This window comes from Bifidobacterium callitrichos (genome assembly GCF_008698085.1).
GTDB lineage: Bacteria > Actinomycetota > Actinomycetes > Actinomycetales > Bifidobacteriaceae > Bifidobacterium > Bifidobacterium callitrichos.
The window spans coordinates 221,024-247,444 of the sequence record NZ_RZJP01000002.1 but is presented as its reverse complement, the minus strand read 5'-3'; the positions used below and the strand labels follow the sequence as shown (position 1 = coordinate 247,444).

Annotated in this window: 18 protein-coding genes, 4 tRNA genes and 1 pseudogene; 16 read left to right on the top strand and 7 right to left on the bottom strand. The window is 62.8% G+C overall.

Going from position 1 to position 26,421, the window contains the following annotated elements; genetic code table 11:
• Positions 1-9: 9 nt before the first annotated feature.
• Both EMB92_RS05680 and EMB92_RS05675 read left to right on the top strand, forming a co-directional pair.
• Positions 10-1,560 carry a glycoside hydrolase family 30 protein gene (locus tag EMB92_RS05680; RefSeq protein ID WP_043165568.1) on the top strand — a complete coding sequence of 517 codons (1,551 nt, stop codon included), beginning with the start codon at positions 10-12 and terminating at the stop codon, positions 1,558-1,560.
• A 195-nt stretch (positions 1,561-1,755) separates the two neighbouring features.
• Positions 1,756-4,656, top strand: coding sequence for a family 16 glycoside hydrolase (locus EMB92_RS05675; RefSeq protein ID WP_150394082.1), 2,901 nt, complete (start codon positions 1,756-1,758; stop codon positions 4,654-4,656).
• Positions 4,657-4,751: 95 nt separating this feature from the next.
• On the opposite strand, the gene EMB92_RS05670 is transcribed toward EMB92_RS05675, so the two are convergent.
• On the bottom strand, positions 4,752-5,558 hold the full coding sequence (locus tag EMB92_RS05670; RefSeq protein WP_190973569.1) for a DUF805 domain-containing protein: 807 nt from the start codon (positions 5,556-5,558) through the stop codon (positions 4,752-4,754).
• A 228-nt stretch (positions 5,559-5,786) separates the two neighbouring features.
• Here EMB92_RS05670 and gltX point away from each other — a divergent pair, with 228 nt between their 5' ends.
• A complete protein-coding gene (gltX, locus tag EMB92_RS05665) occupies positions 5,787-7,325 on the top strand; it encodes a glutamate--tRNA ligase (RefSeq protein WP_395951821.1) in 1,539 nt (512 codons plus the stop codon).
• 326 nt (positions 7,326-7,651) lie between these two features.
• Here gltX and EMB92_RS05660 read toward each other — a convergent pair whose 3' ends face one another.
• Positions 7,652-8,701 carry a LacI family DNA-binding transcriptional regulator gene (locus tag EMB92_RS05660; protein ID WP_150394079.1) on the bottom strand — a complete coding sequence of 350 codons (1,050 nt, stop codon included), beginning with the start codon at positions 8,699-8,701 and terminating at the stop codon, positions 7,652-7,654.
• A gap of 394 nt (positions 8,702-9,095) precedes the next feature.
• Between EMB92_RS05660 and EMB92_RS05655 the strand changes: the two genes are divergently transcribed.
• The 5 genes from EMB92_RS05655 to EMB92_RS05635 all read left to right on the top strand — a co-directional run bounded on the left by EMB92_RS05655 (position 9,096) and on the right by EMB92_RS05635 (position 15,079).
• Complete coding sequence (locus EMB92_RS05655) at positions 9,096-10,340, top strand: ABC transporter substrate-binding protein (RefSeq protein WP_150394078.1); 1,245 nt, start codon at positions 9,096-9,098, stop codon at positions 10,338-10,340.
• A 227-nt stretch (positions 10,341-10,567) separates the two neighbouring features.
• Positions 10,568-11,506: a carbohydrate ABC transporter permease gene (locus tag EMB92_RS05650; RefSeq protein WP_150394077.1), complete on the top strand. Its 939-nt coding sequence runs from the start codon at positions 10,568-10,570 to the stop codon at positions 11,504-11,506.
• Complete coding sequence (locus tag EMB92_RS05645) at positions 11,503-12,336, top strand: carbohydrate ABC transporter permease (protein WP_150394076.1); 834 nt, start codon at positions 11,503-11,505, stop codon at positions 12,334-12,336. Before EMB92_RS05650 ends, EMB92_RS05645 begins: the two co-directional genes overlap by 4 nt.
• Positions 12,337-12,340: 4 nt before the next feature.
• Positions 12,341-14,440 carry a hypothetical protein gene (locus EMB92_RS05640; protein WP_223847592.1) on the top strand — a complete coding sequence of 700 codons (2,100 nt, stop codon included), beginning with the start codon at positions 12,341-12,343 and terminating at the stop codon, positions 14,438-14,440.
• A gap of 357 nt (positions 14,441-14,797) precedes the next feature.
• Entirely contained in the window at positions 14,798-15,079 is a 282-nt protein-coding gene (locus tag EMB92_RS05635) for a hypothetical protein (RefSeq protein WP_150394075.1), read from the top strand.
• Positions 15,080-15,152: 73 nt separating this feature from the next.
• On the opposite strand, the gene EMB92_RS05630 is transcribed toward EMB92_RS05635, so the two are convergent.
• A complete protein-coding gene (locus EMB92_RS05630; RefSeq protein WP_223847591.1) occupies positions 15,153-15,608 on the bottom strand; it encodes a helix-turn-helix domain-containing protein in 456 nt (151 codons plus the stop codon).
• A gap of 412 nt (positions 15,609-16,020) precedes the next feature.
• Here EMB92_RS05630 and EMB92_RS05625 point away from each other — a divergent pair.
• Positions 16,021-16,377 (top strand): annotated as a pseudogene (locus tag EMB92_RS05625) (glutamate--tRNA ligase); the annotation flags it as partial.
• Between the two features lie 183 nt (positions 16,378-16,560).
• On the opposite strand, the gene EMB92_RS05620 reads toward EMB92_RS05625, so the two are convergent.
• Positions 16,561-17,739 carry an ATP-binding protein gene (locus EMB92_RS05620; protein ID WP_150394073.1) on the bottom strand — a complete coding sequence of 393 codons (1,179 nt, stop codon included), beginning with the start codon at positions 17,737-17,739 and terminating at the stop codon, positions 16,561-16,563.
• A gap of 394 nt (positions 17,740-18,133) precedes the next feature.
• On the opposite strand from EMB92_RS05620, the gene EMB92_RS05615 reads away from it, so the two are divergent.
• From EMB92_RS05615 to EMB92_RS05595, 5 genes are all read left to right on the top strand, one after another.
• Positions 18,134-18,206 (top strand) — tRNA-Glu (locus EMB92_RS05615).
• A 37-nt stretch (positions 18,207-18,243) separates the two neighbouring features.
• Positions 18,244-18,315: transfer RNA gene (locus EMB92_RS05610), tRNA-Gln, on the top strand.
• Positions 18,316-18,905: 590 nt separating this feature from the next.
• A tRNA-Glu gene (locus EMB92_RS05605) sits at positions 18,906-18,978 on the top strand.
• 39 nt (positions 18,979-19,017) lie between these two features.
• Positions 19,018-19,092 (top strand) — tRNA-Gln (locus tag EMB92_RS05600).
• A gap of 186 nt (positions 19,093-19,278) precedes the next feature.
• On the top strand, positions 19,279-20,595 hold the full coding sequence (locus EMB92_RS05595) for a metallophosphoesterase (RefSeq protein WP_107044148.1): 1,317 nt from the start codon (positions 19,279-19,281) through the stop codon (positions 20,593-20,595).
• A 152-nt stretch (positions 20,596-20,747) separates the two neighbouring features.
• Here EMB92_RS05595 and EMB92_RS05590 read toward each other — a convergent pair whose 3' ends face one another.
• Complete coding sequence (locus EMB92_RS05590; protein ID WP_043164708.1) at positions 20,748-21,572, bottom strand: IclR family transcriptional regulator; 825 nt, start codon at positions 21,570-21,572, stop codon at positions 20,748-20,750.
• Positions 21,573-21,950: 378 nt separating this feature from the next.
• On the opposite strand from EMB92_RS05590, the gene leuC reads away from it, so the two are divergent.
• Both leuC and leuD read left to right on the top strand, forming a co-directional pair.
• On the top strand, positions 21,951-23,354 hold the full coding sequence (gene leuC, locus EMB92_RS05585; protein ID WP_043164707.1) for a 3-isopropylmalate dehydratase large subunit: 1,404 nt from the start codon (positions 21,951-21,953) through the stop codon (positions 23,352-23,354).
• A 122-nt stretch (positions 23,355-23,476) separates the two neighbouring features.
• The gene (gene leuD, locus EMB92_RS05580) at positions 23,477-24,169 is read left to right on the top strand and encodes a 3-isopropylmalate dehydratase small subunit (protein WP_150394072.1); all 693 of its coding nucleotides are present in this window, start codon (positions 23,477-23,479) and stop codon (positions 24,167-24,169) included.
• On the opposite strand, the gene EMB92_RS05575 is transcribed toward leuD, so the two are convergent.
• Positions 24,162-25,820: a PH domain-containing protein gene (locus EMB92_RS05575; RefSeq protein ID WP_190973568.1), complete on the bottom strand. Its 1,659-nt coding sequence runs from the start codon at positions 25,818-25,820 to the stop codon at positions 24,162-24,164. The two genes, leuD and EMB92_RS05575, sit on opposite strands and share 8 nt — an antisense overlap.
• Before the next feature lie 59 nt (positions 25,821-25,879).
• A complete protein-coding gene (locus tag EMB92_RS05570; RefSeq protein ID WP_150394070.1) occupies positions 25,880-26,401 on the bottom strand; it encodes a PH domain-containing protein in 522 nt (173 codons plus the stop codon).
• Positions 26,402-26,421 lie beyond the last annotated feature (20 nt).

The window sequence follows — 26,421 nt, the reverse complement described above, 5'->3', positions numbered from 1 at the left end:
GTGGTCAGTATGACCGAGTTTCTCAATCCGTTTGCGCATGAGCGCTGGACCCGCACGACGGGTGATCTCGCCGATCGTCGCGCCGAAATCGACACGCCGGTGATCGAAAGTGATCACGGCGACGCCGTTCCGGTCATCATCGACCCGACCCGCCGCTATCAGATGTGGGAGGGCGTCGGCGCCGCGATCACCGACTCCTCCGCCTCCCTGTTTATGAACTCGATGAGCCCCGAGCAGCGCCACGCCATCCTCGAGGAGATGTTCAGCCCCGAGCAGGGCGGCTTCTCCTCCGTGCGCATCTCCATCGGCTCGTGCGACTTCTCCAGCCAGAAGTACTACTCCTACGACGACCTGCCCGAAGGCGTCGCCGCCGACGCCTCCCTGCAGTACTTCTCCATCGGCGAGGGCGAGCCGGGCGCTCCGGACGCCACCCGCGACCTCAAGAACGTGATCCCGGTCCTGCAGGAGATCGTAAGGATCAACCCGGCCGTCAAGATCATGGCCTCCCCGTGGTCCGCCCCGGCGTGGATGAAGACCTCCGGCGTGCTCTCCGGCGCCGGCCGCCTGCGCCTTGGCGAATACGTCGGCAACGGCTACCGCTACCAGGACACCATCGACTACGTGTACGCGCAGTACTTCGTCAAGTTCATCGCCGCGTACGCCAAGTACGGCATCCACATCACCTCCGTGACCATGCAGAACGAGCCGAGCAACGGCTGCCCGTGGCCGATCACCGTGTGGACCCCCGAGGAGCTCGCCAAGTGGGGCTCCGAATACCTGCGCCCGGCCCTCGACCGCTCGTTCCCGGACGTTGAGATCTACTTCGGCGACGACTCCCTGCGCTTCTACCAGCGTCCGGTGAGCGAGTACATGACCCCGGCCCAGGCGTCCGCCTTCGCTGGCGTCGCCTTCCATACCTACTCCGGCCTGCCCGAGTGGATCCACAACGGCGCCCGCCAGTTCCCGAACTGGAAGGTCGCGATGACCGAACGCCGCTGCATGCTCGACGAGACCGTCGACGAGGCCAGCCACGTCATGTTCGGCGAGATCGGCACCTGGCTCGTGCGCAACGGCATGGGCCTGATCAACCTGTGGAACATGGCGCTCGACGAGCAGGGCTTCCCGAGCTACGCCGGCACCTCCGGCCGCCGCGGCGTCATCACCATCGACTCGTCCACCGGCAAGGTCAAGCGCAACCTCGAATACTTCATGCTGCGCAACTTCGGCCAGGACGTGAAGGTCGGCTCCCACCGCGTCGCCTCGTCCAACTACACGCGCGACGGCCGTCACGGCGGACTCGGCTCCGTCGCCTTCGTCGCCGACAACGGCGATCTGGCCGCCATCCTCTACAACCCGACCGCTAAGGACATCGAGGCAGCCGTCGAGATCAACGGCGAGGGCGCGCGCTGGCAGAAGGTCACCGTCCCCGCCTACGGCACCGTGAGCCTGCACAAGTCCAACGCCGGCGCATTCAACACCACCGACGCCCCGGCCGACGACGAGTTCGAGATCACCTACACGCCTCACCCCGCCGACGACCACGACGAGACCCTGTTCTGAGCTGTTCTGAGCGGAGTCGTTGCGAACGGAGTTCCCGTCCGCGGGTCCATCCCGGATTGACCGGCGCCTGACATTTCGGGCGACGGTCAATCCGGGATCGGTTTTTCGGCGTTTGGGTAGTGTGAGCATTCATAATCATTTATGATTGATCATGCACAAAGTTGTCTGTGATCATTGATCAGAAAAGAGAACATCATGGTTGACACGACCGCAGGTCGCACTGCAACGGACGCCAAGACCGACGCCGGCAACGACACCGGAAGCGGCGCATGGCCGCAGACCGTCCGCATCGCCCTCAACGCCGCCGACGTCGAGCGGGCCGCGAAGAACCGCAACGGTCTGACCTACAAGGGCTTCGGACTTCTGTCCGGCAACGCCACCTCCAGCCTCCTCATGGACTACAAGGCCGAAAGCCTCGAATCCTACTGGACGCTGTTGGAGACCCTGTTCGCCGGCGATCACCCGCTCATGAACACCGTCAAGGTCGAGATGGGCAACGACCGCAACAACTCCACCGGCCCGAACGTCGCCACGATGCGCGATCGGGACGAATACCCGCAGGTGCGCCGCGAGCCGGGCTTCCAGCTCGCCGCCGATGCCCGGCGCTACCAGCCGGACGTGCACGTGAGCATCCTGCGCTGGATGGTCCCCACCTGGGTCCACTCCAACGAGGACGTCTACAGGTGGTACAAGAACACGATCCTCGCCGCCTACCGCGAATACGGCTTCATGATCGACTCGGTCAACCCGGACGTCAACGAGCGCACCGCCGACCTCGAATGGGTCGCTGACTTCGCGCACCGCGTCCGCACCGACGAGGAGGGCTTCATCGGCAACGGTCCCGACGATCCGAACGCCGGCTTCGCGAGCGACGAGGAACGCAGCCTGTTCCACGCGATCAAGGTCATCACCTCCGACGAGGAGGTCACCGGCACCTTCGGCGGCGACGTGATCGCCAACCCCACATACATGGACGCGATGGACGTGGCCTCCTACCACTACTCCGTCGAGGACGATCAGGACGGCAACTTCACGCGTCTCGCCGACGAATTCGACAAGGAGGTCTGGAACTCGGAGGCACAGGCCACGTTCTCGAACTCCGCCGATCGCCCGAACAACACGATGGACGACGGCCTCGGCGAGCGCACCGGCACCGGCATCGGCGGATCCGGCAGCGCCCTCGAAATGGCCAACACCCTGATCAAGGGCTTCGTCGAATCGCGCCGCACGCACGCGATCTACCAGCCGGCCATCGGCTCGTGCTACGAGAACATGGAATACGCCTCCAAGGAGCTCATCTCCGCACGCGACCCGTGGAGCGGCTGGATCTACTACGACGCCGGCTGCGCCGTCCTGGAGCACTTCACCAAGTTCGCCAAGCTCGGCTTCACCCGTCTGCACGACGGCACCGAGGTCGACGGCATCTGGCGTGCCATCCCGTCCGCATCCGGCAGCGAGGTCGGCGGCAACAACCCCGTCGCCGGCGCCCGCCACGGCGAACCCTCCTACCTGACGCTCGCCTCGCCGGACGGCAAGGACTTCAGCACCATCATCGTCAACGACTCCGCGCGCCCGAAGACCTACGTCATCACCGCCGATTCCGCGCTCAAGGCGTTCGGCAAGCCGCTGCAGATCTGGGTCACCAAGGCCTGCGATCCCGAGTCCGGCGAGGCGTACGACGCGAACTACCGCCGTCCGCTCACCATCGTGCCGCCGACCTACCCCGACGAGACCTCCGAGGTTCCCGCGGCGGGGGCTTCCGGTTCCGCCGACTCCACCGTCTCCTACACGCTGACCGTCGAACCGTGGAGCATCATCACCGCGACCACGCTCGACACCTTCGGCCCCGCGCCCGACGACACCGCCGACCGCTCCGGCCGGACCGACGAAGGCCGCTACACGCCGAAGCCCGGCTACGAGTACGACCTGCCGCACACCGCCGAGAACGCGCGCCCGGTCCTCGACGTCGATCCCGAACACGGTGTTCTCTACGCCGACGACTTCCGCTACGAGGGCGAACAGCCGGTCGACGTATACAAGTTCGACGCGCTCGCCCGTGAGGACTATCTCGAGTCGCGCGGCGGGCAGGCCGGTGCGACCGCGCGCTATACCACCGACACCAACGGCGCGTTCGAGATCGTCCCCGATCCGGAACGCGGCCATGTGCTGCGTCAGCAGATCGACTGGAACCACGCCGGCAACGCGTGGATCGAAGGCGAGCCGCGCACCGCGCTCGGCGACATGCGCTGGACCGACTACCAGGTGTCCGTCGATGTGAAGTTCGAGGACTATCCGGGCCGTTCGCCGTACGTGGTCGTCGGAGCGCGCGAGATGGGTGGCAACAAGTTCACCACCGACATCTGCGGCGTCGACTTCAAGATCCGCGCCGACGGCATCTGGCTGCTGCGCAACTTCGGCAACGAGGTGCGCCGCGGTCACCTCGAGGATCTGCGCAAGCGCGCGGCGGAGGCCGGCACCACGCCGTTCGCGCCGGGCGCCGGCTCGTGGAACACGATCACGCTGCGCGTCGCCGGCGACACCGCCACCGTGTTCGTCAACGGCGCGCAGATCGCCACGTGGTCCGACGCCTCGCTGCAGTCGGCGGGCCGCGTCAACCTCGGCACCAGCTTCGATCACGTGCGCTTCTCCAACCTGCGCGTCGAACGCGTGACAGGATTCGCGCCGTACTACGACCAGCTCATCGACGACATGCACATGCGTTCGTGGGACGACGGTTCCGAGATCCTGCGCTACAGCGGTCCGTGGACGCACGACAACGGTCAGGGCATGTTCACCTACATGCGCACGATCTCCCGCGCCGCCGTGGCCGGGGCGTCGGTCGCGCTGACGTTCACCGGCACCGGAATCGACCTGTTCGGCCCGTCCGACGGCTCGGCTCGACTGGACGTCTTCGTCGACGGCGTCCAGGTGCGTGCGGCCGCGCCGGTCCATGCGACGAACGGTTCGCTGCGCTGCCAGTTCCGCCTGCGTGACCTCGCATACGGCGAGCACACGGTCGTCTTCCGCACCGCCGCCGTCGGTCCGACCGGCTTCGCGCTCGACGCGCTGGGCTTGATCGGCGCGATTGCTCGCTGAGCGTCGGCGGCTGAGGAACGGTACGAATTACTGCCACACAATGCGATTTCCGTGAGATATCGCGTTGTGTGGCAGGCGCGACGTCGGACATCGCGTCATACGGCGTCGAACCGCGCGCCCTCCGGCCTGCTCGGCGCCAGCATCAGCACGATGTTGACGACGACTCCGGCGAGAGCCACGACGATGCCGACGAGGAACGCGATGCCGCCTCCCACGCCGGCCGCCACATGCCCGCCGGAGCTGCCGGAACCGAGTGCGCCGATCGCTCCGGACAGCGCGCTCGCGGCACCGATGAGGATGATGATCGCGCCGCCGAACCCCAGTGCGTATGGCGTGACGACCAGCCATCCCGGACGATTGGAGTCATGCAGTCGACGTATCGCGATCGCGAACCCGGGAACCAGCGTGCCCAGCGCCCAGATCGTGCCGAGGAATCCGAGAGCGCCATCGGTCGCATTGGCGAGGAATCGCAGCGCGAGGGCGATGCCGAACGCGATCAGCATCCACCACCAGTACTCGCTGCGCGAGGCGCGGCCCGAGACCGTCACGTACTTCTTGAAGAATCGCACGAACGCCTCCTGCGGCGGGCAGCCGTAATACGGCTGGTGCAGCGGGGGAGCGCCGGTGCCGGTACCGGTGCCGGCTCTGGTGCCGTTTGTGCTGTAGCCGGTTCGCGATTCCCCTCTCGACCAATCTTGGTACGTCCGATCGGTGTTGAATCCGCCGGAATCGTTGGGATTGCTGTAGTTGGGAATGCCATATGGATTCGTCTGCGTGCCGTGGGGAGGATACGACGGCGGCATGCCGTTCGCACTGCCGGTCGCATTGCCGTCCGTGTTGCCGTCCGTGTTGTTGTCCGGGTCGGGGAACCTTGCGGGATCGTGGGTGAATGGGTTGGTCATGGAAGCTTCCTTACCTGTGATTGGATCGATGGTCGATGGAGATGCTTCAGCCGTGCCGGTCACCACGCTGTGCCCGGCACGACCTTCCGCGCTCGCCATTGTTCCAGCCTGATCGGCGCCGGGCAATCGGCGCTGTCTGCCATGTGGAACCGGTGGATAATCCGGTGGATGAGCGAACGCCGCGATCCCCGTGAACGTTCCCGTTCCACGTCCCGCTTGCGCGGCAGAATGGAACCTATGACTGAAGCTGAAAATGCGAAAAACCATAAGCCCGAACTTCCGAAGGACGTTCGTGTCCGTTTCTGCCCGTCCCCGACCGGCACCCCCCACGTCGGCATGATCCGCACCGCCCTGTTCAACTGGGCCGAGGCGCGCGCCACCGGCGGCAAGCTCGTGTTCCGCATCGAGGACACCGACGCCGCGCGCGATAGCGAGGAGAGCTACAACCAGATCCTCGAATCCCTGCGCTGGCTGGGCATCGACTGGGACGAGGGCATCGAGGTCGGCGGCCCGGACGGCCCGTACCGTCAGTCCGAGCGCACCGAGATCTACAAGGACGTCGCCGCCAGGCTGCTCGAGGCCGGCTACGCCTACGAGTCCTTCTCCACGCCAGAGGAGATCAAGGAACGCAACATCGCCGCAGGCCGTCCGGCCGAGTTCGGCTACGACGGCTACGACCGTGACCTCACCGAGGAGCAGAAGGCCGCCTTCCGCGCCGAGGGTCGCAAGCCCGCGCTGCGCATCCGCATGCCCGACGAGGACATCGCCTTCGACGACCTCATCCGCGGCACCATCGAGTTCAAGGCCGGTTCCGTGCCGGACTACGTGATCGTCCGCCCGAACGGCGACGCCCTGTACACGCTGACCAACCCGGTCGACGACGCGATGATGAACATCAACGTCGTCCTGCGCGGCGAGGATCTGCTGAGCTCCACCCCGCGTCAGATCGTGCTTTACCGTTACCTGAAGGAGCTGGGCATCGCCAAGCAGACCCCGCTGTTCGGCCACATGCCGTACGTGATGGGCCAGGGCAACAAGAAGCTCTCCAAGCGCGATCCGGAGTCGAACCTGTTCAACCACCGTGACGCCGGCTTCATCCGTGAGGGCCTGCTCAACTACCTCGCCCTGCTCGGCTGGTCCATCGCCCCGGACCGTGACGTGTTCTCGATGGACGAGATGATCGAGAAGTTCGACGTGCGTGACGTCAAGGCCAACCCGGCCCGCTTCGACCTCGACAAGGCTATCTCGATCAACGCCGAGCATGTGCGCATGCTCGAGCCGCAGGACTTCCTCAACCGTTCCGTGCCGTACCTCAACCGTGACGGCGTCGTCTCCGCGGACAACTGGGATGCGCTCACGGACCGTGAGAAGACGATCCTCACCGCCGCCGCGCCGCTCGTCCAGACCCGCGTGCGACTGCTTGGCGAGGTCGCCGGCATGGTCGGCTCCCTGCTGTCCACTGACGAGTATCTCGAGCCGACCGACGATGCACGTAAGCAGCTCAAGGACTCCGCCGGTGTGGTGCTCGATCTTGCGATCGCCGCGCTGGAGGGTGTTGACGAGGCCGATTGGAAGACCGACACCCTGCACGAGACGCTCAATAAGGCCCTCGTGGAGGACGGCGGCTACAAGCCGCGTCTCGCCTTCGGCCCGGTGCGCGTGGCCATGTCCGGCCGCCGCGTCTCCCCGCCGCTGTTCGAGTCGATGGAGATCATCGGCAAGGACGTCACGCTCGCCCGCCTCAAGGGCCTGGCCGAGCACCTGTGAACCCCATTGTCGGCTCCCCTCGGGTGAGGCTGAGGCGTTAAGCAAACAGCCCGGTGGGCTGTCTGTAGCTGAGGATGAGACGATAGTCGAACCAGTGGGACTGCGGGCATGCCCCGTCCTGAGTTGCGGCTGAGCTGTCACGCGAAGCGTGACTGAGGGGAGTCGAAGGCGGGCATCTATTCACACGGATGCCCGCCTTTGTGCATTCACTCAGAGGAATCGGGTCTTGCCTGCAAATTCATTAATAGGTTGTATGCAAATCCATCGGCAGATTGTCTGATAATGCATCAGTAGCGAGCGGAAATCGTTGCAATGCAAGGTTTTGCCTACCGGGCATTCCAATCGATAATGGTGTTTCGGCGGGTGATGGTGGTGGGGGCCAGCAGCTCGAAATGGGCGTCGCCGGTGTCGCCGTTCAATCGGTCGAAGAGGATGTCGGCCGCACGCTCTGAGAGCTGTTCCGGCAAGGTCGAGACATTGGTGACTGGCCATTCGAATGAGGCCGCCGCGAAGTCGGAACAATAGGACACCACGGAAACGTCCTGCCCCGGAATCGCGTCATGCCGGCGCAACGTGCGCAGCAACCATTCGGTCGGGCGCGGCTGGCGCACAATGATGCCCAGTCGGTCATCGACGTGCGCCAACAGCTGGTTGGCGGTGCTTTCAATGCCGTCCCAGCCGTCGCCGAGGCGTTGCACGATGGAGAATTCCATGCCGTGTTTCATGGCGCGATCATGTGCGGCGGTGTAGTAATCCTCAACGAAGCTGTACTCGTGCACGTCGGTGCCGAGCTGAGGCCCGACCATGGCCACATGATGGTGTCCGGTCTGCGCCAGCTCGTCGACCGCCAGTCGTGCGGCCACGCGGCCGTCGGCGTCTACCGAGTCCAAGCCCATAGGATTGTTGGTGCGGCCTTCAAGCACTACCGGCAGATTGAGTTCGGTGGCGATCGGCACTCGGGGATCTTCACTACGCACATCCATCAGAATGAATCCGTCGCAGATGGATTTGCCCGCCATGCGCTTGAGTGCGGCCACGCCGTCATGCGTGGTGTTCAGAATCACGTCGTAATCACGCTGGCGGGCGGCCTTGACGATGGCGTCGATGTACGGCGTGGTCTCGTTGGCGTCGGAAGCTTCGTTCATCTCCACGAACAGGGCGATGATATTGGTCTTTGAGGTACGCAGCGTGCGTGCGCCGGCGTTGGGCTGGTAGTTGAGTTTGCGCATCGCCTCTTCGACGCGCTTGCGAGTGGCCTCGGCCACCACGTCCTTGCCGTTGACGACGAACGACACCGTGCTTTGCGATACCCCTGCCAGGGCGGCAACGTCCTTGCTGGTGGGCGGCTTGGTCATGGTGGTTGATTTCCTGGGCATGATGTTCCTTTGCTGTCGCGTGGCCGGCGGCGGTGTGCGGGCCGCATGAATAAGATTAGTCGGTGCGGGCGGCCGTGGCCGCCGAGCTGCTTGCAGTTAATATTAATACGATTTATCTATGAGTGATTGGCGGTTGGGTTCGGAAGGGTCTTTCGGGTGGTGTGCGGACTGGGTTGTGGCAACAGGGTTCATACGTATTGATTCGGCGTGTCGGGTCTGATGTGGATATCTCCAATGCTGTATTTGCAAGTGATTTACCGGTTACCTAAAGTACCTTCTTCTGATATCGGCCATCCTCAATCTCGCAGGTCTCGTTTTGCGTTTTTGGGCTACCGGTGCTATCGTAAAGATACGTTTTCAATACGTATTAAATCAACGAGGAAAGGAGAAACCGATGAAGGTTTCCTCACAACGTATTGTTAAGATCGTCGGCGCTGCGGTGGCGTCGGCGCTGCTGGTGGCTCCGCTGGCCGCGTGTGGCGGGAACTCCGCCGGCAAGGTGAAACTGACGTTCCTGTCATACTTCAACAAGACCCAGATCGGCAAGGTCATCGATGATTTCGAGAAGGCCAACCCGAACATCCAGATCGAAATGCAGACCTCGAAGAATTACGTGCAGACCCTGCAGACCCGTCTGGCTGGCGGCGAACCGCCGACCATCTTCAACCTGACAATGGATAACCGCACTGACGTGATGGAGTCTGGCGCAGCCCTCGACCTGACCGGCTCCGACTTCTTTGACGGCATTGACGACTCCAACTTCACCCTCTTCCAGAAGGACGGCAAGACCTACGGCATGCCGGTCACCGCTTGGTACGGCGGCATCGTGTACAACAAGGACCTGCTCAAGAAGGCCGGTTACGACGAATTCCCGAAGACCTGGGACGAATTTCTGGACATGGGCAAGAAGCTGAAGTCCATGGGCGTCACGCCGTTGCTCGACTCCAACGTCAACACCCAGCCTTCCGGCATCTTCGTCGGACTGCTTGCCAGCTACTACGCAGGTGAGGGCAGCACCCAGATGGATGAGGACATTTGGAACGGCAAAACCACGTTCTCCAAGGAATGGACCCCGGTGTTCAAGCAGTACTACCGCATGGTCGAGGACGGCATCCTGGGTCAGGAGACCCTCGGCATCGACGGTGATCAGGAGAAATCCGAATTCATGAACGGCAACACCGCCCTCTACCGCTCCGGCCCGTGGGACCTCGACACGCTGCGTAAGTCCGGCATCAATTTCGGCGTGGCCGCGTTCCCGGCCTATCCGAGCAGCGAACAATGGATTAACGGTGGCCCGGATCAGGGCTTCGCCATCGCCGCCAAGGCTTCCAAGGAAAAGCAGGAAGCCGCCAAGAAGTTCCTGGCATTCCTCAACAGCGAGCAGGGCCTGAAGGACTTCACCTCCGGTGCCGGCACGCAGTCGATCTCCAGCAAGTACACCGCCGAAGTCCCGGACGAATTCAAGGAAATCGTCACCGACTACCTGCAGAAGAGCAAGTTCTACTGGGTCAACTGGGGCAAGGCCGCCACCACGATGGTCTCCGCGGATGTCGCCGCCCAGCAGCAGCTCATCCAAGGCAAGCTGACCCCTGCCGCGGCCGCCGCGAAGCTCGACGACACTTGGAATTCCGTCAAGTGACATCGGCTCGAACCGCCGGCTGAACGGCCGGCGTCATCGACTCCGGGCGTGCGACTACTCCCGCACGCCCGCGATTCCCATCGGCCTGCGCGAGGCTCGCGACCGATGACTCTGCACGAGCCTCGAACAGGCGGCATTCTCCTCCTCGCCGCCGGTTCGGGGCTCTTGCCATGTCCCAAACACTGCAATACTCCTGTGCAACTAACTCCAAGACAAAGGCTTTACTCATGACCGCTGCTACCGCAACGCCCCGAACGGCGAGTAAGCAGAAGAAGTGGTGGACCTCGGCGTCGTTCAAAGACAACATGGCGTCGTTCTGGTTCCTACTGCCGATTATCGCGATCTTCGTCATCCTGACGCTGATTCCGCTGCTGCAATCGTTCGCCTACTCCTTCACCGACTTCGACGGCTACTCCACCGATTTCAACTTCGTGGGGCTTGAGAACTACGCCACCATATTCTCCGATCCAACCCTCCTGAGCAGCGTGGGCTTCACCCTGCTGTACGCCTTCGGCGTCACCTTCTTCGTGACTGTTCTTGCCATCCCGCTAGCTGTCACGCTCAACAAGGCGATGTGGTTCCAAGGCTTCGCGCGCTCGCTGTTTTTCTTCCTGTCCGTGCCCGCGCAGGCCATCATCGGCCTGATCTGGCAGTACATCTTCTCCCCGCTCGGTTCGGGTGTGGCCAACAAGTTCCTTGCCATCTTCGGTCTCGGCCCCATAGGCTGGCTGTCCCAAGACAACTTGGCGCGGTTCTGCGTGATCTTCGTGGCCGTGTGGATGGGCGTCGGCTGGCACGCCACCCTGTACATCGCCTTCCTGCAGAACATCCCCAAAGACCTGTACGAGCAAGCCACCGTGGACGGCGCCGGCGCCTTCCAGCAGTTCGTCCATATCACCCTGCCGCAGCTGACGCCCGGCATCGTGACCTCCATGTTCCTGCTCATGACCGGCGGCCTCAAGATCTACGACCTGCCGTACACGTTAACCGGCGGCGGCCCAGGCTATGCCACCTATACCATCACCCAATCGCTGCTGCTCAGGGGCATCGGCCAGTCCCAGTACGGCCTCGGCTCCGCTCTGGCCACGCTGTTCACCGTGGCCTGCATCCTCGTGATCTTCCTGCAGCTGACCATTTCCGGTGTCGTTGAAAAGAGATTCGCATGATCCAGTCAAAAAAGAACCTGATTGCCAAAATCATCAGGACCGTCGTGGTTCTGGCATTGGCGTTGCTGTGCGCGTTCCCGCTGTACTACATCATCGTCAGCTCGTTCAAAGACCCGATCGACATGACGAAGAACCCGTTCAGTCTGCCGAACCCATGGGTGGGCGGCAACTACGTCGAGGCATTCGCCGACGGAACGATTATCCGGGCGTTCGTCAACACCGTGATCGTCACCGTGGCGGCGGTCTTCCTGCAGGTGTTCTTCGGCTCGATGGCCGCCTACGGCATCATCCAGAAGAAGTCGCGGTTCACGGCCGCGGTCGGTTCCGTGCTCATGATCGCCTTCGCTGTGCCCGCCCAAGCCACCCTGCTGCCACTGTTCAAAATGGAATCCTCGTGGGAACTCGTCGACTCACTGCTCGGCCTGATACTGCTGTACCTCGGCAGCACGGTGTTCTGCTACTTCCTGATCGTGGGCTACATGAAATCCCTGCCGCAGGAGCTGTTTGAAGCCGCCAGAATCGATGGTGCCGGCCCGTTCACCATCTACTTCAAGATCGTGCTGCCGCTCATCAAACCGATTCTGACCACCGTGGTGGTGTTCCAAGTCATGGGCACGTGGAACGACTTCCTCTACCCGAGCGTATTCCTCTCCTCGCAGGACAACCAGACCGTGGTATTGCAGGTGTTCAACGCCGTGCAACAGTTCTCCACCAACTGGCCGCTGTTCATGGCCATCACCGTGATTGCGCTGTTCCCCGTGTTCATCTTCTTCGTGTTCTGCCAGAAGTGGATCGTCTCCGGCCTGGTGGCCGGCTCTGTGAAAGGTTGATGTTATGACCGTTCTTGCCATCGAGGTCAACGAGACCGACGTCGCCGCCGAAGCCGTGGACGCGCCCGTGATCGACACCGACAACGGGCGTGTGGAATTCGATCCCTGCACCGGACTGCCCATGCGGTTTGTCAGTGCCGACCCTACGCGCAAATATCTGATCGATTCAGCTGTGGATTGGCATACTGTCGAACACTATTGGGGTGCCGGGTTCGTAGTCACCGGGGCAGGGTCTGCGCATTGGGATGCGGCAGAGCGCACCCAAGCGGGCGATGGGGGTGCCGCTCTGATCCAGACCTACGATTTGGCCCCGGCCGGATTGCGCCTGAACGTCACGCGAACCGGAGGCGCCAAATACGCCGAGCGCTACGAATGGACGAACATCACCGATCGTCCGCTGATCATCACCGAGCTCGGCATCCAAACTCCGTTCAACGACAGGTACCCCTCCGCCAAGCAGGCGCTCGCCGAATGCGTCAATGCGCATGTGTTCACCGGTGGCGGCTGGTCATGGGTGATTGCCGAACCGATGTGCGGCACTGACGTGTTTAACCGTTGCCTGTGCCTGAAGCTCACCGAGGGGGCGCTTGCGGGATACTCGATTGAGTCGCGCAATCAGAACACCGGTTCGGACGTGCGCGGTCATATCGTGCTGCAGGTCACCGATTACGCACGCAACCCGCAGGCTTTCGGCGGTCAGCCGACCATTGCGCTTGAGCCGGGGGCATCATACGTGTTGAGCTGGGAGCTCGACTGGTACGCCGACCGTGATGCTTTCCTGGCCCACTACCCGGAGCCTGCGCATTTCTCCTCATTCGCGGAAACGGTTGGGCGGCACATCCATGTCGCCACACCGCTGCCGGTCAGCGCAATCACGGATGGGTTGGATATCGAGGCGAGTAACGGCGGCTACTATCTGACCGCCAGCGAGCCGGGCACGTATTACGTGCGTATCGGCACGGGGCCGGACGCGGCGAAAACCGAAGTGCTGTTCCATCGGTCTTTGCAAGACACAGTGGTTTCTCGCGCGGCTTACATCGCCTCTCATCAGATTGCCGCCGACCGCCCAGGATCAATGTCTGGCGCTTTTGTGCCGGTTGATGCCCGAACCGGTTTGCGCGCCGATGATGGCGGTTGGCCGGACTGGACTGATGGCTCCGAGCGCATCGGTATGGCCGTAATGCTGCAAAAGGCCATCAACCAAGAATGGCTTGGTGCGGATTATCAAGACATTGTGGACCGCTGGTTCGCTTTCGCCAAGGATTGGCTGATCAACGATCGTTACGAGATGCGGCGTGGCTCATCCCAGCCGAAATCGACCTTCGGTGGACGTCTTTATGATGTGCCGTGGATGGTGGAATTCTGTTGCGACCATTATCGCGCCACTGGCGATGCGGCGGATCTGAATTTGGCCGTCGATCTGCTCGAACGGCTCAACGAGCTTGGCGGAGAACGGTTCCTGTCCATCAGCTACGGCGAGACCGTGGAATATCTGTCGCGATTGCTGGATAAGGCAGGACGTGCCAATGAAGCCGACCAGTTCCGCAAGCGCGTGGTGGCTAGCGCCAACCACTTCATCAGCGTGGGAGAGGATTTGCCTGCGCACGAAGTGGCCTACGAGCAGTCTGTGGTGGCGCCGCTGGTCAATCTGATGCTTTCTGCATACCGTTTCACCGGCAATGCGGATTATCTGGCGGCGGTCGAGGGACGATTGGATTGGCTGCTCTCCTTTGGCGGGCCGCAGCCTGATTGCCGACTGTACGGCATCAGCATTCGGCACTGGGATGGCCACTGGTTCGGCATCAACCGCATGTTCGGCGACGTGTTCCCGCACTACTGGAGCGCATTGACGGCCACGGCGCTGGTTCGGCTGCCCGCCGAACTGCATACGCCGGAAACCAATCGGCTTGCAGATGCGATTCTGCGAGAAAATATGGCCAACTACAACGCTGATGGCAGCGCCACCTGCGCGTTCGTGTTCCCCTCCAGTGTGGATGGCCGAGCGGCGAACGTGGCTGATCCGCTTGCCAACGATCAGGATTGGCATCTAGCCATGTGGCTGCGGCTGATTCAGAACGAGGGCTTGGGCTGCGCGGAACGCTAGTATCCTGCGCCGTAAGTTCATTGTTGAATTGACCGCTCCTCAGGCCTGCTTCAGGCCTGCTTCGCGGTCTGGCTTGTCCTGAGATTACGGACGCGCTGCGCGCGTCATGCTGGCTCGCCTGTCGGCCCCGACGTTGCCTGCAAACGGTGAAACTGTTTTTTCACGGTGACGTTTTGGCCAACGGCGACGCCCCGACAAGGGGAGATGGGATGAGACCAACGAATTTCCGGTGGAGGTGCTAGACACTCGGCCGCGCCATCGCAGACTGACTCAATTGTGTGTGTCGCCGGGCCGCGCCACCTCAGTCATGCCGTCCGGCCACGCCTCGGCTGTGCCGTCCGGCCATACTGTCCAGCTGTGCTGCAGCTGTGCCGTCCGGCTGTGCTCTGGCTGTGCCGTTCAACGCATTTTTCAGTGTTTTTGGCGTTGAGCGGCACGACGATACGTCATTGCTGCCTCGCCGACTTTTTGGCATGTTGTCAAAATGGCTGTTTTCCAACGATTCCGCAATGGCCGGTATCGCAAGGACCGCCCCTGTCGCCGATTGGTCTGCCGTTCAACGCGAAAAACCACCGAAATCGCGTTGAGCGGCACGGTTTTCTGCCGCTCAACGAACATCAACCGATTGACATGCACTGAGTGGCAGCCCCATCGCGACTCATCGCGCATTCAGTCTCGATTCACCCCAATCGACGTATCGGCCCCTACGGAATCAAACGTTTTCGCCACTTCCCACCACCCCCCCCCCCTTGAGCACGACGCCGATCGTGGAATGGTCCAGGTCGGGCCGGCCGTCGTCCAGCTTGACGTGCCGTTCCAGCAGGCGCAGCGTCCACCTCGCGCGCCCCTCGGGCGGCGTCGAGCACGCCATGGCGATGATCCTGACCTCCACGTCCCCGGTGACCTTCGGCTCGCGGGGCGGCGAGGAGCGCTCCTTGCGGCTCACCGTGGCGGCCGCGTCGCGCGTCGCCTCCCATTTGTCGGCGACGCGGCTCACGGTCTGCTCGCTGACCAGGCAGCGCCGCGCGGCCTCGGCGCGCGACGGGACGCGGGAGCCGTCCGACTCGTCCAGCGCCAGCAGCACGCGGGCGCGCGCTATCGCGCGGGCCTTGTGCTCGCCACGGCGCACCATCGATTCCAGGAAGCGACGATCGCCGTCGCTCAGCACGACCCTGACCCTACGCGACATCACACGGCCCTCCCTCGGACGACAACACGTAGTACAAGAAGAACACGACCACAACGAAAATGAGTCTTCGCCAGTTTGTGTGGTGGGGTGTTGTGCCTCGGCGTCTTTGCCGGGGCTTTTTCGTGTGGGATATGAGAGGGGCGTTCTCCTGTATGGTTTGTTTCCGCCAAGAAAGTAGAACCGGAACAAGGGAACGCCTGTGCCAACCATATCAGCCGGCGCGCTCAAGCGCATGCTGCACCTGCCCGCCAACGTCGTGGTCTCCACGCCCCGCGTCGAGGACGACCCGCGTGACGGGAGCGTCGTCATCGTGCCGGTGCGCCCGCACGCGCATGATATGGACCGGTGCGCGAGGTGCGGCGGGCATGGCCGGCCATACGACCGGTTGGGCGTGCGCCTGCTTGGTGAGGTCGCCGGCATGGTCGGCTCCCTGCTGTCCACTGACGAGTATCTCGAGCCGACCGACGATGCACGTAAGCAGCTCAAGGACTCCGCCGGTGTGGTGCTCGATCTTGCGATCGCCGCGCTGGAGGGCGTCTCCGAGGCCGATTGGAAGACCGACACCCTGCACGAGACGCTCAACAAGGCCCTCGTGGAGGACGGCGGCTACAAGCCGCGTCTCGCCTTCGGCCCGGTGCGCGTGGCCATGTCCGGTCGCCGCGTCTCCCCGCCGCTCTTCGAGTCGATGGAGATCATCGGCCGCGACCTGACGATCGCTCGTTTGAAGGGCCTTCGCGCGCACCTGTGATCGCGGTATGCGGTTCTGCCGTGATCGTCGCGTGGCCACCGGTGCCTTGCCGTCGGCTGGTCACGTCTGATCCTGCTCAATCGCGCGCAATAACAATAAGAGGGCGCCCGCCGTCATGTACTGCTGTACTGGTCGGCGGGCGCCTTTGCTATGTGTACTCAGGGTGCGGCTCTATCGCCTTTCTTATGGTATGACGATTTCCGGTTCGTCTCGGAGATAATCTTCGATGGATATGTACCGGCCGTTCGCGGAGTTAAAACTTTCCGTGCCTCGGTAGATGATCGTTCTGCGGTCGACGGGCACGTTAAGTTCTTCTCCGACTTTGGTGAGGTGTTTGAAGAAATCCGATCGTGGAGTCATCCCCGACTTGATCTCGATGAGTCGGGGAGCGCTTCGCTGGGTGACGTCCATCAGATCGATCTCCGCTTGAGCCGTATCCCGGTAGAAGCGCAGATTGCCCTCCTTGTTGTGGTTGAGATAGCGTTTCGCAGTCTCAACCACAACAAGGTTTTCGAATACGTCACCGCGTTTGGGAGAATCAAGCAATTCATCGGATGAGCGGAATCCCAGCAGATAGTTAAGTAGTCCGCTGTCATGGAAGTACAGCTTCGGCGTTTTGACGAGTCGTTTGCGCGTATTCGTCGAATACGGCTGCAGACGAAAGACGATGAAGCTTTTCTCCAGAATGGAGAGCCATTCCTTGGCGGTGTTGAATGCGATACCCGCATCACGGGCCAACCCGCTGAGATTGAGCAGGCTCCCCGCGTTCTCCGCGCACAGGCGCAGGAAGACATTGAAGTCGGTGACGTTGCGCACATCAAGATATTCCGCCACATCCCGGCTGATGTAGGTGGCCGTGTAGTCGCGGAAGTAGATGCCGGTGGGCATCGGCACGTCGTACAGGTGAGGGTATCCTCCCCGAAACATGAATTCATCCACGGTGAGGTCGGGGTCTGATTGTCTGGCCTCCGTGTAGGACAGCGGCAGTAGACGTAGCATGCCTACGCGGCCGGCAAGCGATTGGCCGATACGCTTCTCCATCAGGAAGTTCTGTGATCCGGACAGTACGTATTGCCCCATGGTGCCGCGCGCGTCGGCTTCGACCTGAATCTGGGAGAACAGGTCCGGAGCGTACTGTGCTTCGTCGATGATGAGTTTATCGCCGCGTGATCGGATGAAACCAACAGGGTCATCCGTGGCGCTGGCGCGGGTGGTCTTGTCTTCGAGATTGACGTATTCGTAATCGGGTAAAACGTTCCTGATGAGCGTCGACTTACCGCTTTGCCGTGGTCCGGTTATCGAAACGACCGGAAACCAGGACAGCATGGCGGAGAGTTCGTTGGTGATCGTCCGTGGGATCATCGGTGCCTCGATTGCAGATTCGTCAGTAGAGTTATTGATAATTCATTAGTAGAACTCATGATAATTCATTAGTAGAACTCATGATAATTCATTAGTAGAACTCATGATAATTCATCAGTAGGACTTGTGATAATTCATCAGTAGAGTCGTTGATGATTCATCAGTAGGGCCGCGTAAGGCCTTCTGCTGACTGGTGTTTTTGATGTGCTGCCTTGAGGTGTCCTGCGGCTTAGGGTTCAGGGATTGCGGTGACGTCTTTGGATGTGTACGCGACCATGTGCGACCGCACGCGTCCGTGTGCGACACGCCGTGATTTGCTTGATGCTTGACTTTCCCGTAAATTAACTTTTCGTTGCGCGGCGGGTTCGCCTCGCAGCCGGTGAAAACTGAATATGCCCCCATCGTCTAGCGGTCTAGGACTACGCCCTCTCACGGCGCCAACACCGGTTCAAATCCGGTTGGGGGTACTTGGCACTTACAGTTACCTGTAGATGCTTGCCAAATTGGGATGTGGTGTAATTGGCAACACAGCTGATTCTGGTTCAGCCATTCTTGGTTCGAGTCCAGGCATCCCAGCGAAGGAACCCTCGCCAGATGCGAGGGTTTTTCTGTATCTGGTCTGACCGTACCTGGTCGCTTTTCTTGGGCATTGACGCCTGCGGCAAGAGCTGTCTGTCTGGTTGTGTCACTGATCTCTCGCCAGGGTGCCCCTTGGCGAGAGATTGGGGTCATGCTGCGTTGGGGGACTCTCGCGGAACTGTTCTTGGTGAGAGGTTTCCGGTGGCTTGTGACCGTTTTGTCTCGCGGGGAGGCTCCTTGGCGAGAGGTTGTGGCCATGCCGTGTCGGAGAACTCTTGCGGAACTGTTCTTGGTGAGAGGTTTCCGGTGGCATGTGTCCGCTTTGTCTCGCTGTTGACCTCCTCGGTGAGAGGTTTCCGTCAGACTGGTTGTGGTCTCTCCCGCTGGGGTGGAGTAGTGGGGTGATCGGTGGGGCAGTGGGTGGTTAGTGGGTGGTCGGCGGCCGTCAGTGGGTGATGTGGTGACCGGTGGCGGTGCGAAACGTTGGAAATGCTGGCGACACGCCGTGACTTGCGTCATCTGGGTATGCCGCGTATATTAATCACCTGTTGCGCGGTTCGCCGAGCAGCCAGTGAAAAACTGAATATGCCCCCGTCGTCTAGCGGTCTAGGACTACGCCCTCTCACGGCGCCAACACCGGTTCAAATCCGGTCGGGGGTACGAAGACGCACAGCTCACAAGGTTGTACGCCTGCCAAATTGGGATGTGGTGTAATTGGCAACACAGCTGATTCTGGTTCAGCCATTCTTGGTTCGAGTCCAGGCATCCCAGCCAATGACCCTCGCGGAAAGCGAGGGTTTTTTGTTTTCAGTGCGAGTGTGCGGTGTGCGCGGCGTGCGTTCGCAATGGGAATGCATCGTAACAGGATATGCAGTAGAAATACATGAAATACATACAGTGCGATGGAAAATGCGTCGTGGGAAATATACGGTTAGCCGAATCATCGCTACAGTGGGGGATATGACGGAAACACAGCGTGCGCCCGAAGGGTTGTCTTCAAAGCCGAGGATCAGGCCGGCGGAGGCGGGGGAGACCCGACCTCTGTCCATATCGGCGCGTCTTGGGCGCTTGCAGTTCCACACCTCCGGCAAGTTCCGCGTCCTGCAGGTCGCGGACATCCAGGCCGGCGCGAAGGTCGCGAAGGACACCATCCGCCTGATCGGGGCGAGTCTCGATGCGGTGCGTCCGGATCTGGTCGTCTTCACCGGCAATCAGATCGCCGGATATGACCCGGCGTTCGCGCCGACGTTCCGCAAGCGTCGCTGGAGCCCCGCGAACGAGTTCGACGACGCCGAAGCCGCGGCTGAGGCGATGTCACGCACGCGCGACCTCGTGCAAAGCGCGATCGGCCAGTTCCTGCAGCCGCTGATCGACCGCAAGGTGCCGTTCGCGGTCACGTACGGCAATCACGATTTCCAGTGCGGGCTCGACAACGCGGAGCTCGACGCGATCTACCGCGGGTTCCCCGGCTGTGTGAACCCGACTCCCGGGGTCGAGGCCGACGTGTTGCCCGTGGATAGCCTGCTGCATGATCAGGTGGTGTATCCGCATGCGGTGGGCACGTTCGCGCTGCCGGTCGCTGACCCGGACAACAAGCGTACGGTGCTGGGGCTGGTCATTCTCGATTCGGGCGATTACGTGCACGGCGGCGGGTTCTCCGGTCCGTCCGAGGACACGCTCGGTTTCCTGCGTGAGGTGCCGAGGCTGATCGGGGCGAAATCGGGGGTGTTCCAGCATCTGCCGTTGCCCGAGTACTACGGCCTGCTCAAGCCGGTCTCGTCGACCACGGCGTACGCGATGCAGGGATACCGTGGTCACGCTTCGCAGTACTACGTGCTGGACGAGGAGAAGGTGCGCCCCGGCGGGTATCTGGGCGAGGGCATCAGCTGCCCGGACGAGTCGGACGAATTCGCGATCCTGTCCGAGCGGGATGCCACGGATGCGCCTTTGTATATAGGTGTGGCGACCGGACACGACCATCGCAACGGGTTCGTCGGTGAACTGGATGGCGTGCTGATGACCGCGACGCCGACTTGCGGATTCGACACCTACGGCCCGGCGCCGGCCAAGCGGGCGACGCGACTCATCGAGTTCGATATTCGTCACCCGTACGAGCCGCGCACGCAGCTGCTGGAGTTCGGCGAGCTTGTCGGCAAGCCGAGCTCGAAGAAGGCGTACACGTACGCGCTCAACGCCAAGCCCCCGCAGGAGGGGGAGGGCGACGATCTGCTGCGCAAGCCGTCGCTGTGGGCGCAGATCAAGGGGCTGTTTAGCTAGGCCTTCTCTGGTTTTGTCCCGGACTTTCTCTCCCCCAGTCAGCTTCGCTGACAGCCCCCTCGTCAGAGGGGGCCGAGCCGTGGGGCATGACCGTCGCGTGGGCGGTCGGCGACAGCCCCCTCGTCAGAGGGGGCCGAGAGAAAGGAATCGGCTCAGCGGCCGGAGGAGGCCTTGATCAGAGCCTCGGTCAGGTACTTGCCGGCGGCCATGACCAGCGGCGCGTAGCGGCGGCCGGGGGCGTTGCCCATGCGTCCGGACGGGCCGGAGATCGAGATCGCGGCGATCACCTGGCCGGAGGCGTTGCGGATCGGCGCGGAGATCGAGCACACGCCCTCCTCGCGTTCGTTGACCGACTCGGACCAGCCGCGCTTGCGCACGGCGGCGAGCTTGGTCGCGTTGAACTTGGCGTGGCGAAGGCCCTGATGCATGCGCTCGGAATCCTCCCAGGCGAGCAGGATCTGGGCTGCGGATCCGGCCTCCATCGACAGCATCGCGCCGACGGGGATCGAATCGCGCAGGCCGGAGGCGCGTTCCACGGCTGCGATGCAGACGCGCTGATCGCCCTGACGGCGGTAGATCTGCGCGGATTCGCCGGTGCGGTCGAGCAGGGTCTGCAGGATCGGGCCTGCGGCGGTCAGGAGACGGTCCTCGCCGGCGGCCGCGGCCAGTTCGGCGAAGCGGGAGCCGAGCACGAAGCGTCCGTGCTGGTCGCGCAGCACGAAGCGGTGGCGTTCCAGTGCGATGGCGAGGCGGTGGGCGGTCGGTCGCGCCAGTCCGGTGGCGGCGACGAGCTGGCCGAGCGTGGAGGGGCCGGTTTCGAGGGCGTCGAGAATCTTTACGGTTTTGTCAAGTACGCCGACGCCGGAGTGTACCTCGCCGTCGTTCTGCTCGGCGGTCTCCGAGGTCGGTTCTTCGGCGGGGATCTGTTCCGCGAGCGGCGTTTCGGCCACGGTGGGGTCTGCGCTTGTTGAAGTCATAATTGCCGTTTATACCATCTCACATAGTGAAATGCCAAATCGAGGAGGTGTCTCACGAGGTGAGCTTTGCATTGCGGGGGTATGGAGAAGGGGAAAACGACGACTCGTCAGTGAAAACGCACAGCGGAAAAGTGCGGATATGGCGAGGCATGATAGGCGATTCGGGCCTGGAATCAAGCATTTGATCGAATTGCGGAAGGATGTCCGTGTGCGATGTCTCATCGACGCAATCCGTCGCACGTGTGCGAATGCGTGGCCACATCATGTATCTCATAATCCGGCCGGAATGTGATCGCCCTCAGAGCCGCCGCATAGTCTATTACCACGAACAAAGCGCAAAAGCAATACCTAGCGCGAAGAAAATTAGGAGGAATCCTCATGGGAACGACACTGGCCGAGAAGGTCTGGGCCGATCATCTGGTACGGAAGGGCAGCGATGGAGCGCCCGACCTGCTGTACATCGACCTGATGCTCATGCACGAGGTCACCAGCCCGCAGGCGTTCGAGGGTCTTCGGCTGGCGGGACGCAAGCCGCGCCACGTCGATCAGCTCATCGCGACTGAGGACCACAACACGCCGACGGTCGACATCGACCGTCCGAACCCGGACAAGACGAGCGCCCTGCAGCTGTCGACGCTCGAGAAGAACTGCAAGGAGTTCGGCGTGCGTCTGCACCCGCTGGGCGACGCCGATCAGGGCATCGTGCACGCGTTCGCCCCGATCCTGGGCCTCACCCAGCCGGGCATGACCATCGTGTGCGGTGACTCGCACACCTCCACGCACGGCGCGTTCGGCGCGCTCGCGTTCGGCATCGGCACCTCCGAGGTCGAGCACGTGATGGCCACGCAGACCCTGTCCTTGAAGCCATTCAAGACGATGGCGATCAACGTCAACGGCAAGCTGCCGGCCGACGCGACCGCCAAGGATATCATCCTCGCGATCATCGCGAAGATCGGCACCGGCGGCGGCCAGGGCTACGTCATCGAATACCGCGGCGAGGCGATCCGCGACCTGACGATGGACGAGCGCATGACCGTGTGCAACATGTCCATCGAGGCCGGTGCCCGCGCGGGCATGATCGCCCCGGACGAGACCACGTTCGAATACTTGAAGGGCCGTCCGCACGCGCCGGAGGGCGAGATGTGGGATAAGGCGGTCGCGTACTGGAAGACGCTCAAGACCGATGACGACGCCGTGTTCGACAAGGTCGTGGACATCGACGCGACCAAGCTCGGCCCCTACGTGACGTGGGGCACCAACCCCGGTCAGGGCCTGCCGATCACCGCGAGCGTGCCGGAGCCGGACAAGATCGCCGACGCCACCAAGCGCGCCGCCGCCGAACGCGCGATCAACTACATGGGTTTGAAGCCCGGCATGCCGATCAAGGACATCGCCGTGGACACCGTGTTCATCGGATCGTGCACCAACGGCCGCATCGACGATTTGCGTCAGGCCGCCGCGATCATGAAGGGCCATCACAAGGCGAAGAACATCCACCGCGTGCTCGTCGTGCCCGCCTCCTCGCGTGTGCGCCTCGAGGCCGAGCGCGAGGGACTCGACAAGGTGTTCGAGGACTTCGGCGCCGAATGGCGCAACGCCGGCTGCTCGATGTGCCTGGGCATGAACCCGGACAAGCTGGTGCCGGGCGAGCGTTCGATCTCGACGTCGAACCGCAACTTCGAGGGACGTCAGGGCAAGGGTTCGCGCACGCATCTGGCGTCGCCGGCCGTCGCCGCCGCGACCGCCATCCGCGGCACGATCTCGTCGCCCGCCGACCTGTGACCCGCTGATCCATCGACCATCGACTCCGACTTCGCAAACTTCGCATCGGCCCCCTCCGCGGTCCACTCCGACGAGGGGGCTCCCGGCAGAGCCGGGTGGGGGAGACCCCGAAAGGACAATTCATGGAAAAACTCACCACTTTGACCGGCGTGGGCGTGCCGCTTCGCCGCTCCAACGTCGACACCGACCAGATCATCCCGGCCGTGTTTTTGAAGCGCGTCACCAAGACCGGCTTCGATGACGCGCTGTTCTACGCGTGGCGCCGCGACCCCGAGTTCGTGCTCAACAAGCCCGAATACGCGGGCAAGGGCCAGATCCTCGTGGCCGGCCCGGAGTTCGGCATCGGCTCCTCCCGCGAGCACGCCGTGTGGGCGCTGCACGACTACGGCTTCCGCGTGGTCATCGCCCCGAGCTTCGCCGACATCTTCTACGGCAACACCGCCAAGAACGGTGTGCTCGCTGCGATCATGCCGCAGGAGAGCGTCGAACTGCTGTGGAAGCTCCTCGAGGAGGAGCCCGGACGTGAGATGACTGTCTCGCTCGAGGATCGCACCGTGACCTGCGGCGACGTGACCCTCCCGTTCGAGGTGAACGACTACACGCGCTGGCGTCTGATGAACGGCTACGACGACATCGACCTGACGCTCCAGCACGAGGACGACATCGCCGCCTACGAGAAGATGCGCGCCGAGAAGTTCCCGTTCAAGCCCAAGACGATCCCCGCCAAGCACCTGCCCGAGCAGCCCATCGCCTCCGCCCGCGAGCCCAAGGACCAGGAATGGGCCGGCCCGTTGGCCGATCGCGGCATCATCTAGCCGCAGGCCGGGTGAGCCAGGCGTCGAGGGTTTCGGCGTCGCTTCGGTGAAGGAATGTGAACCGTAGGGCGGAGATGCCGTCCATCACGAACAGCGGCATCTCCGCCTTTTCGATGCCGCGCGGTTCACGCCACGGCGTCGTCGACCGGGTGATCGACTGGACGCGCGATCGTCGGGTTGTCATCGCGAACGTGGTCAGTCCCTTGGCGCCCGTCACGAGGATGCGATGGGGCAGCGGCTCGGACGGATCGGATGAATCGGACGAGCAGAACGCATCGGGTCGATCGGGCAGGATCGCGTACCCCTCGGTGCGCGACTTCAGTGCGCGGCAGGCCGTCCAGTACGCGCCGATCGCCAGCGGCACGATGAACAGCCATCGGGACGGTGCGCCGCTTACCGTCACTATCACGCCGGTGCCCACCGCCACGGCCGCGACGAGGGCGACGACGATCGGCGTCGTCACGTAGTAGCGCAGCAGTCCGCGGCCGGTGCGATGGATGGGCTCCGTGGCGTCGCCGGGTTCGCGCGGGTCCCACTCGGGCAGCATCGCGGTGAGGACGTCGTACACGCGCCCGGTGCCGATCACCGGCAGAATGCGGGCCGCGGAGATGCCGCTCTCCTCGCTCTCGCCGCTGACCGACGAGGAAAGCCCCAATCCCACCGAACACAGGTGGAACGGGCGACGCAGCAGCGACTGGCGTACGACGATCGACTGGATGCGCGAGACCGGGATCGTCGTCGTACGGCGGGTGAACAGACCGCGCACGACGACCAGATCGTCGCCGCGACGCCACACCTCGAACCCATAGAACCGCAGCAGCGACGTGACGACGCTGACGACCATCAGCACGATCACGCAGACCAGCACCAGCATGACGATCGAGATCACACCCCGCGCCACGTAGTCGCCGACCGACCGCTCCGCGGTGCGCACCCAGTCACGCGGCAGCATGTCCTGCAGATTCTGCACGAACCCGAACACGACGAACGCGGCCGCGATGAATCCCAGATCGGTGACCGCGAACAGCGTGATGTCGCGCACCGAGGCGCGGAAGACGGGGGCGTTGCTTTCCGGGCGCGCGTCGGATGGCAGAACTGGGGATGACTGGGATGGGGATGGCGTGACGAGTGACGAAGTGGATGGGACGGCGGCCGCAATCGACGGTGAACCCTGTGTGACTGCGGTTGATGTGGTCCCGGCGGTGATCGCCTCGCCCGTGCGCGCCTGAGCCCGCAGACGCTCCAACTCCAGCTGCAACGCCGCGGGCACCGCATCAAGCGTGATGTCGGTATCAGTCGCACCCGCGGCGGACACGGTCAGCTGCACGATGCCGAACGGCTGCATGTACACCGGCGACGAACTGCTGATCGCATGGATGCTGCCATAGCCGATCGTGCGGTTCTTGCGGAAGAACAGTCCCGAGCGGAACTGCAGCGAGTCCACGCCAAGCCGATATCTCGTCGACGCCCATCGGATGATCGGCTCGACGATCGTCAGTCCGACGCCCGCCACGATGATCGCCCATGTGACCCAAGAGGGGAATTGCCCCTCCATCAGCAGACGGAACACCACCAGCAGCGAGATGAACGTGCTGATGATCGCACGGATCGACTGAACCAGCGCGACGAGCAACCCCAGCGGATGCAACATCCGCCATCCGTTGGCATGTGCGCCGGAGCGTGCTTCGGCAGGAGTCCCGAACGCACCCATCACAGGTCATCCTTCGCGCTCGCCACACGCTCAGTGATCAACGCCACCACGCGTTCGGCCTCGGCCGTATCCAACGCCTCGATCTCCACCTCGTCGGCGGCTGTATGCACGACCACCGTGGTCAGATTGAAGTGACGCAGCACCGGATTCTGCTTCGTATCCACATGCTGCACGCGGTTGTACGGCACGGCGGTCGACTTGCGCAGCAGCCATCCCCTGCGCGTGCGCAGATCGCGCTCGCCGATACGGAACCGGTAGAACGTGTACGCGTACTTCGTCTGCAACGGCTGGAACGCCAGATCCAGCACGGCGTACGCGGCGAACAGGCCCACGATGAGCCGTTGCCAGAATCCCCACCAGCCGTTCGCCACACAGACCGCGACCACCACGCCGCATACCGCCAGTGCGATCACACAGCTGATCGCCTCGTTCACGAGCCACGCCGTTCGCGTGCGGCCGGGCAGCGATCGCCAGTTGTCGTCGCAGCCGTCAGTGCCGGAGCCTTCCCCAAGTTCGTTCATACGGCCCACTGTATCCGAGC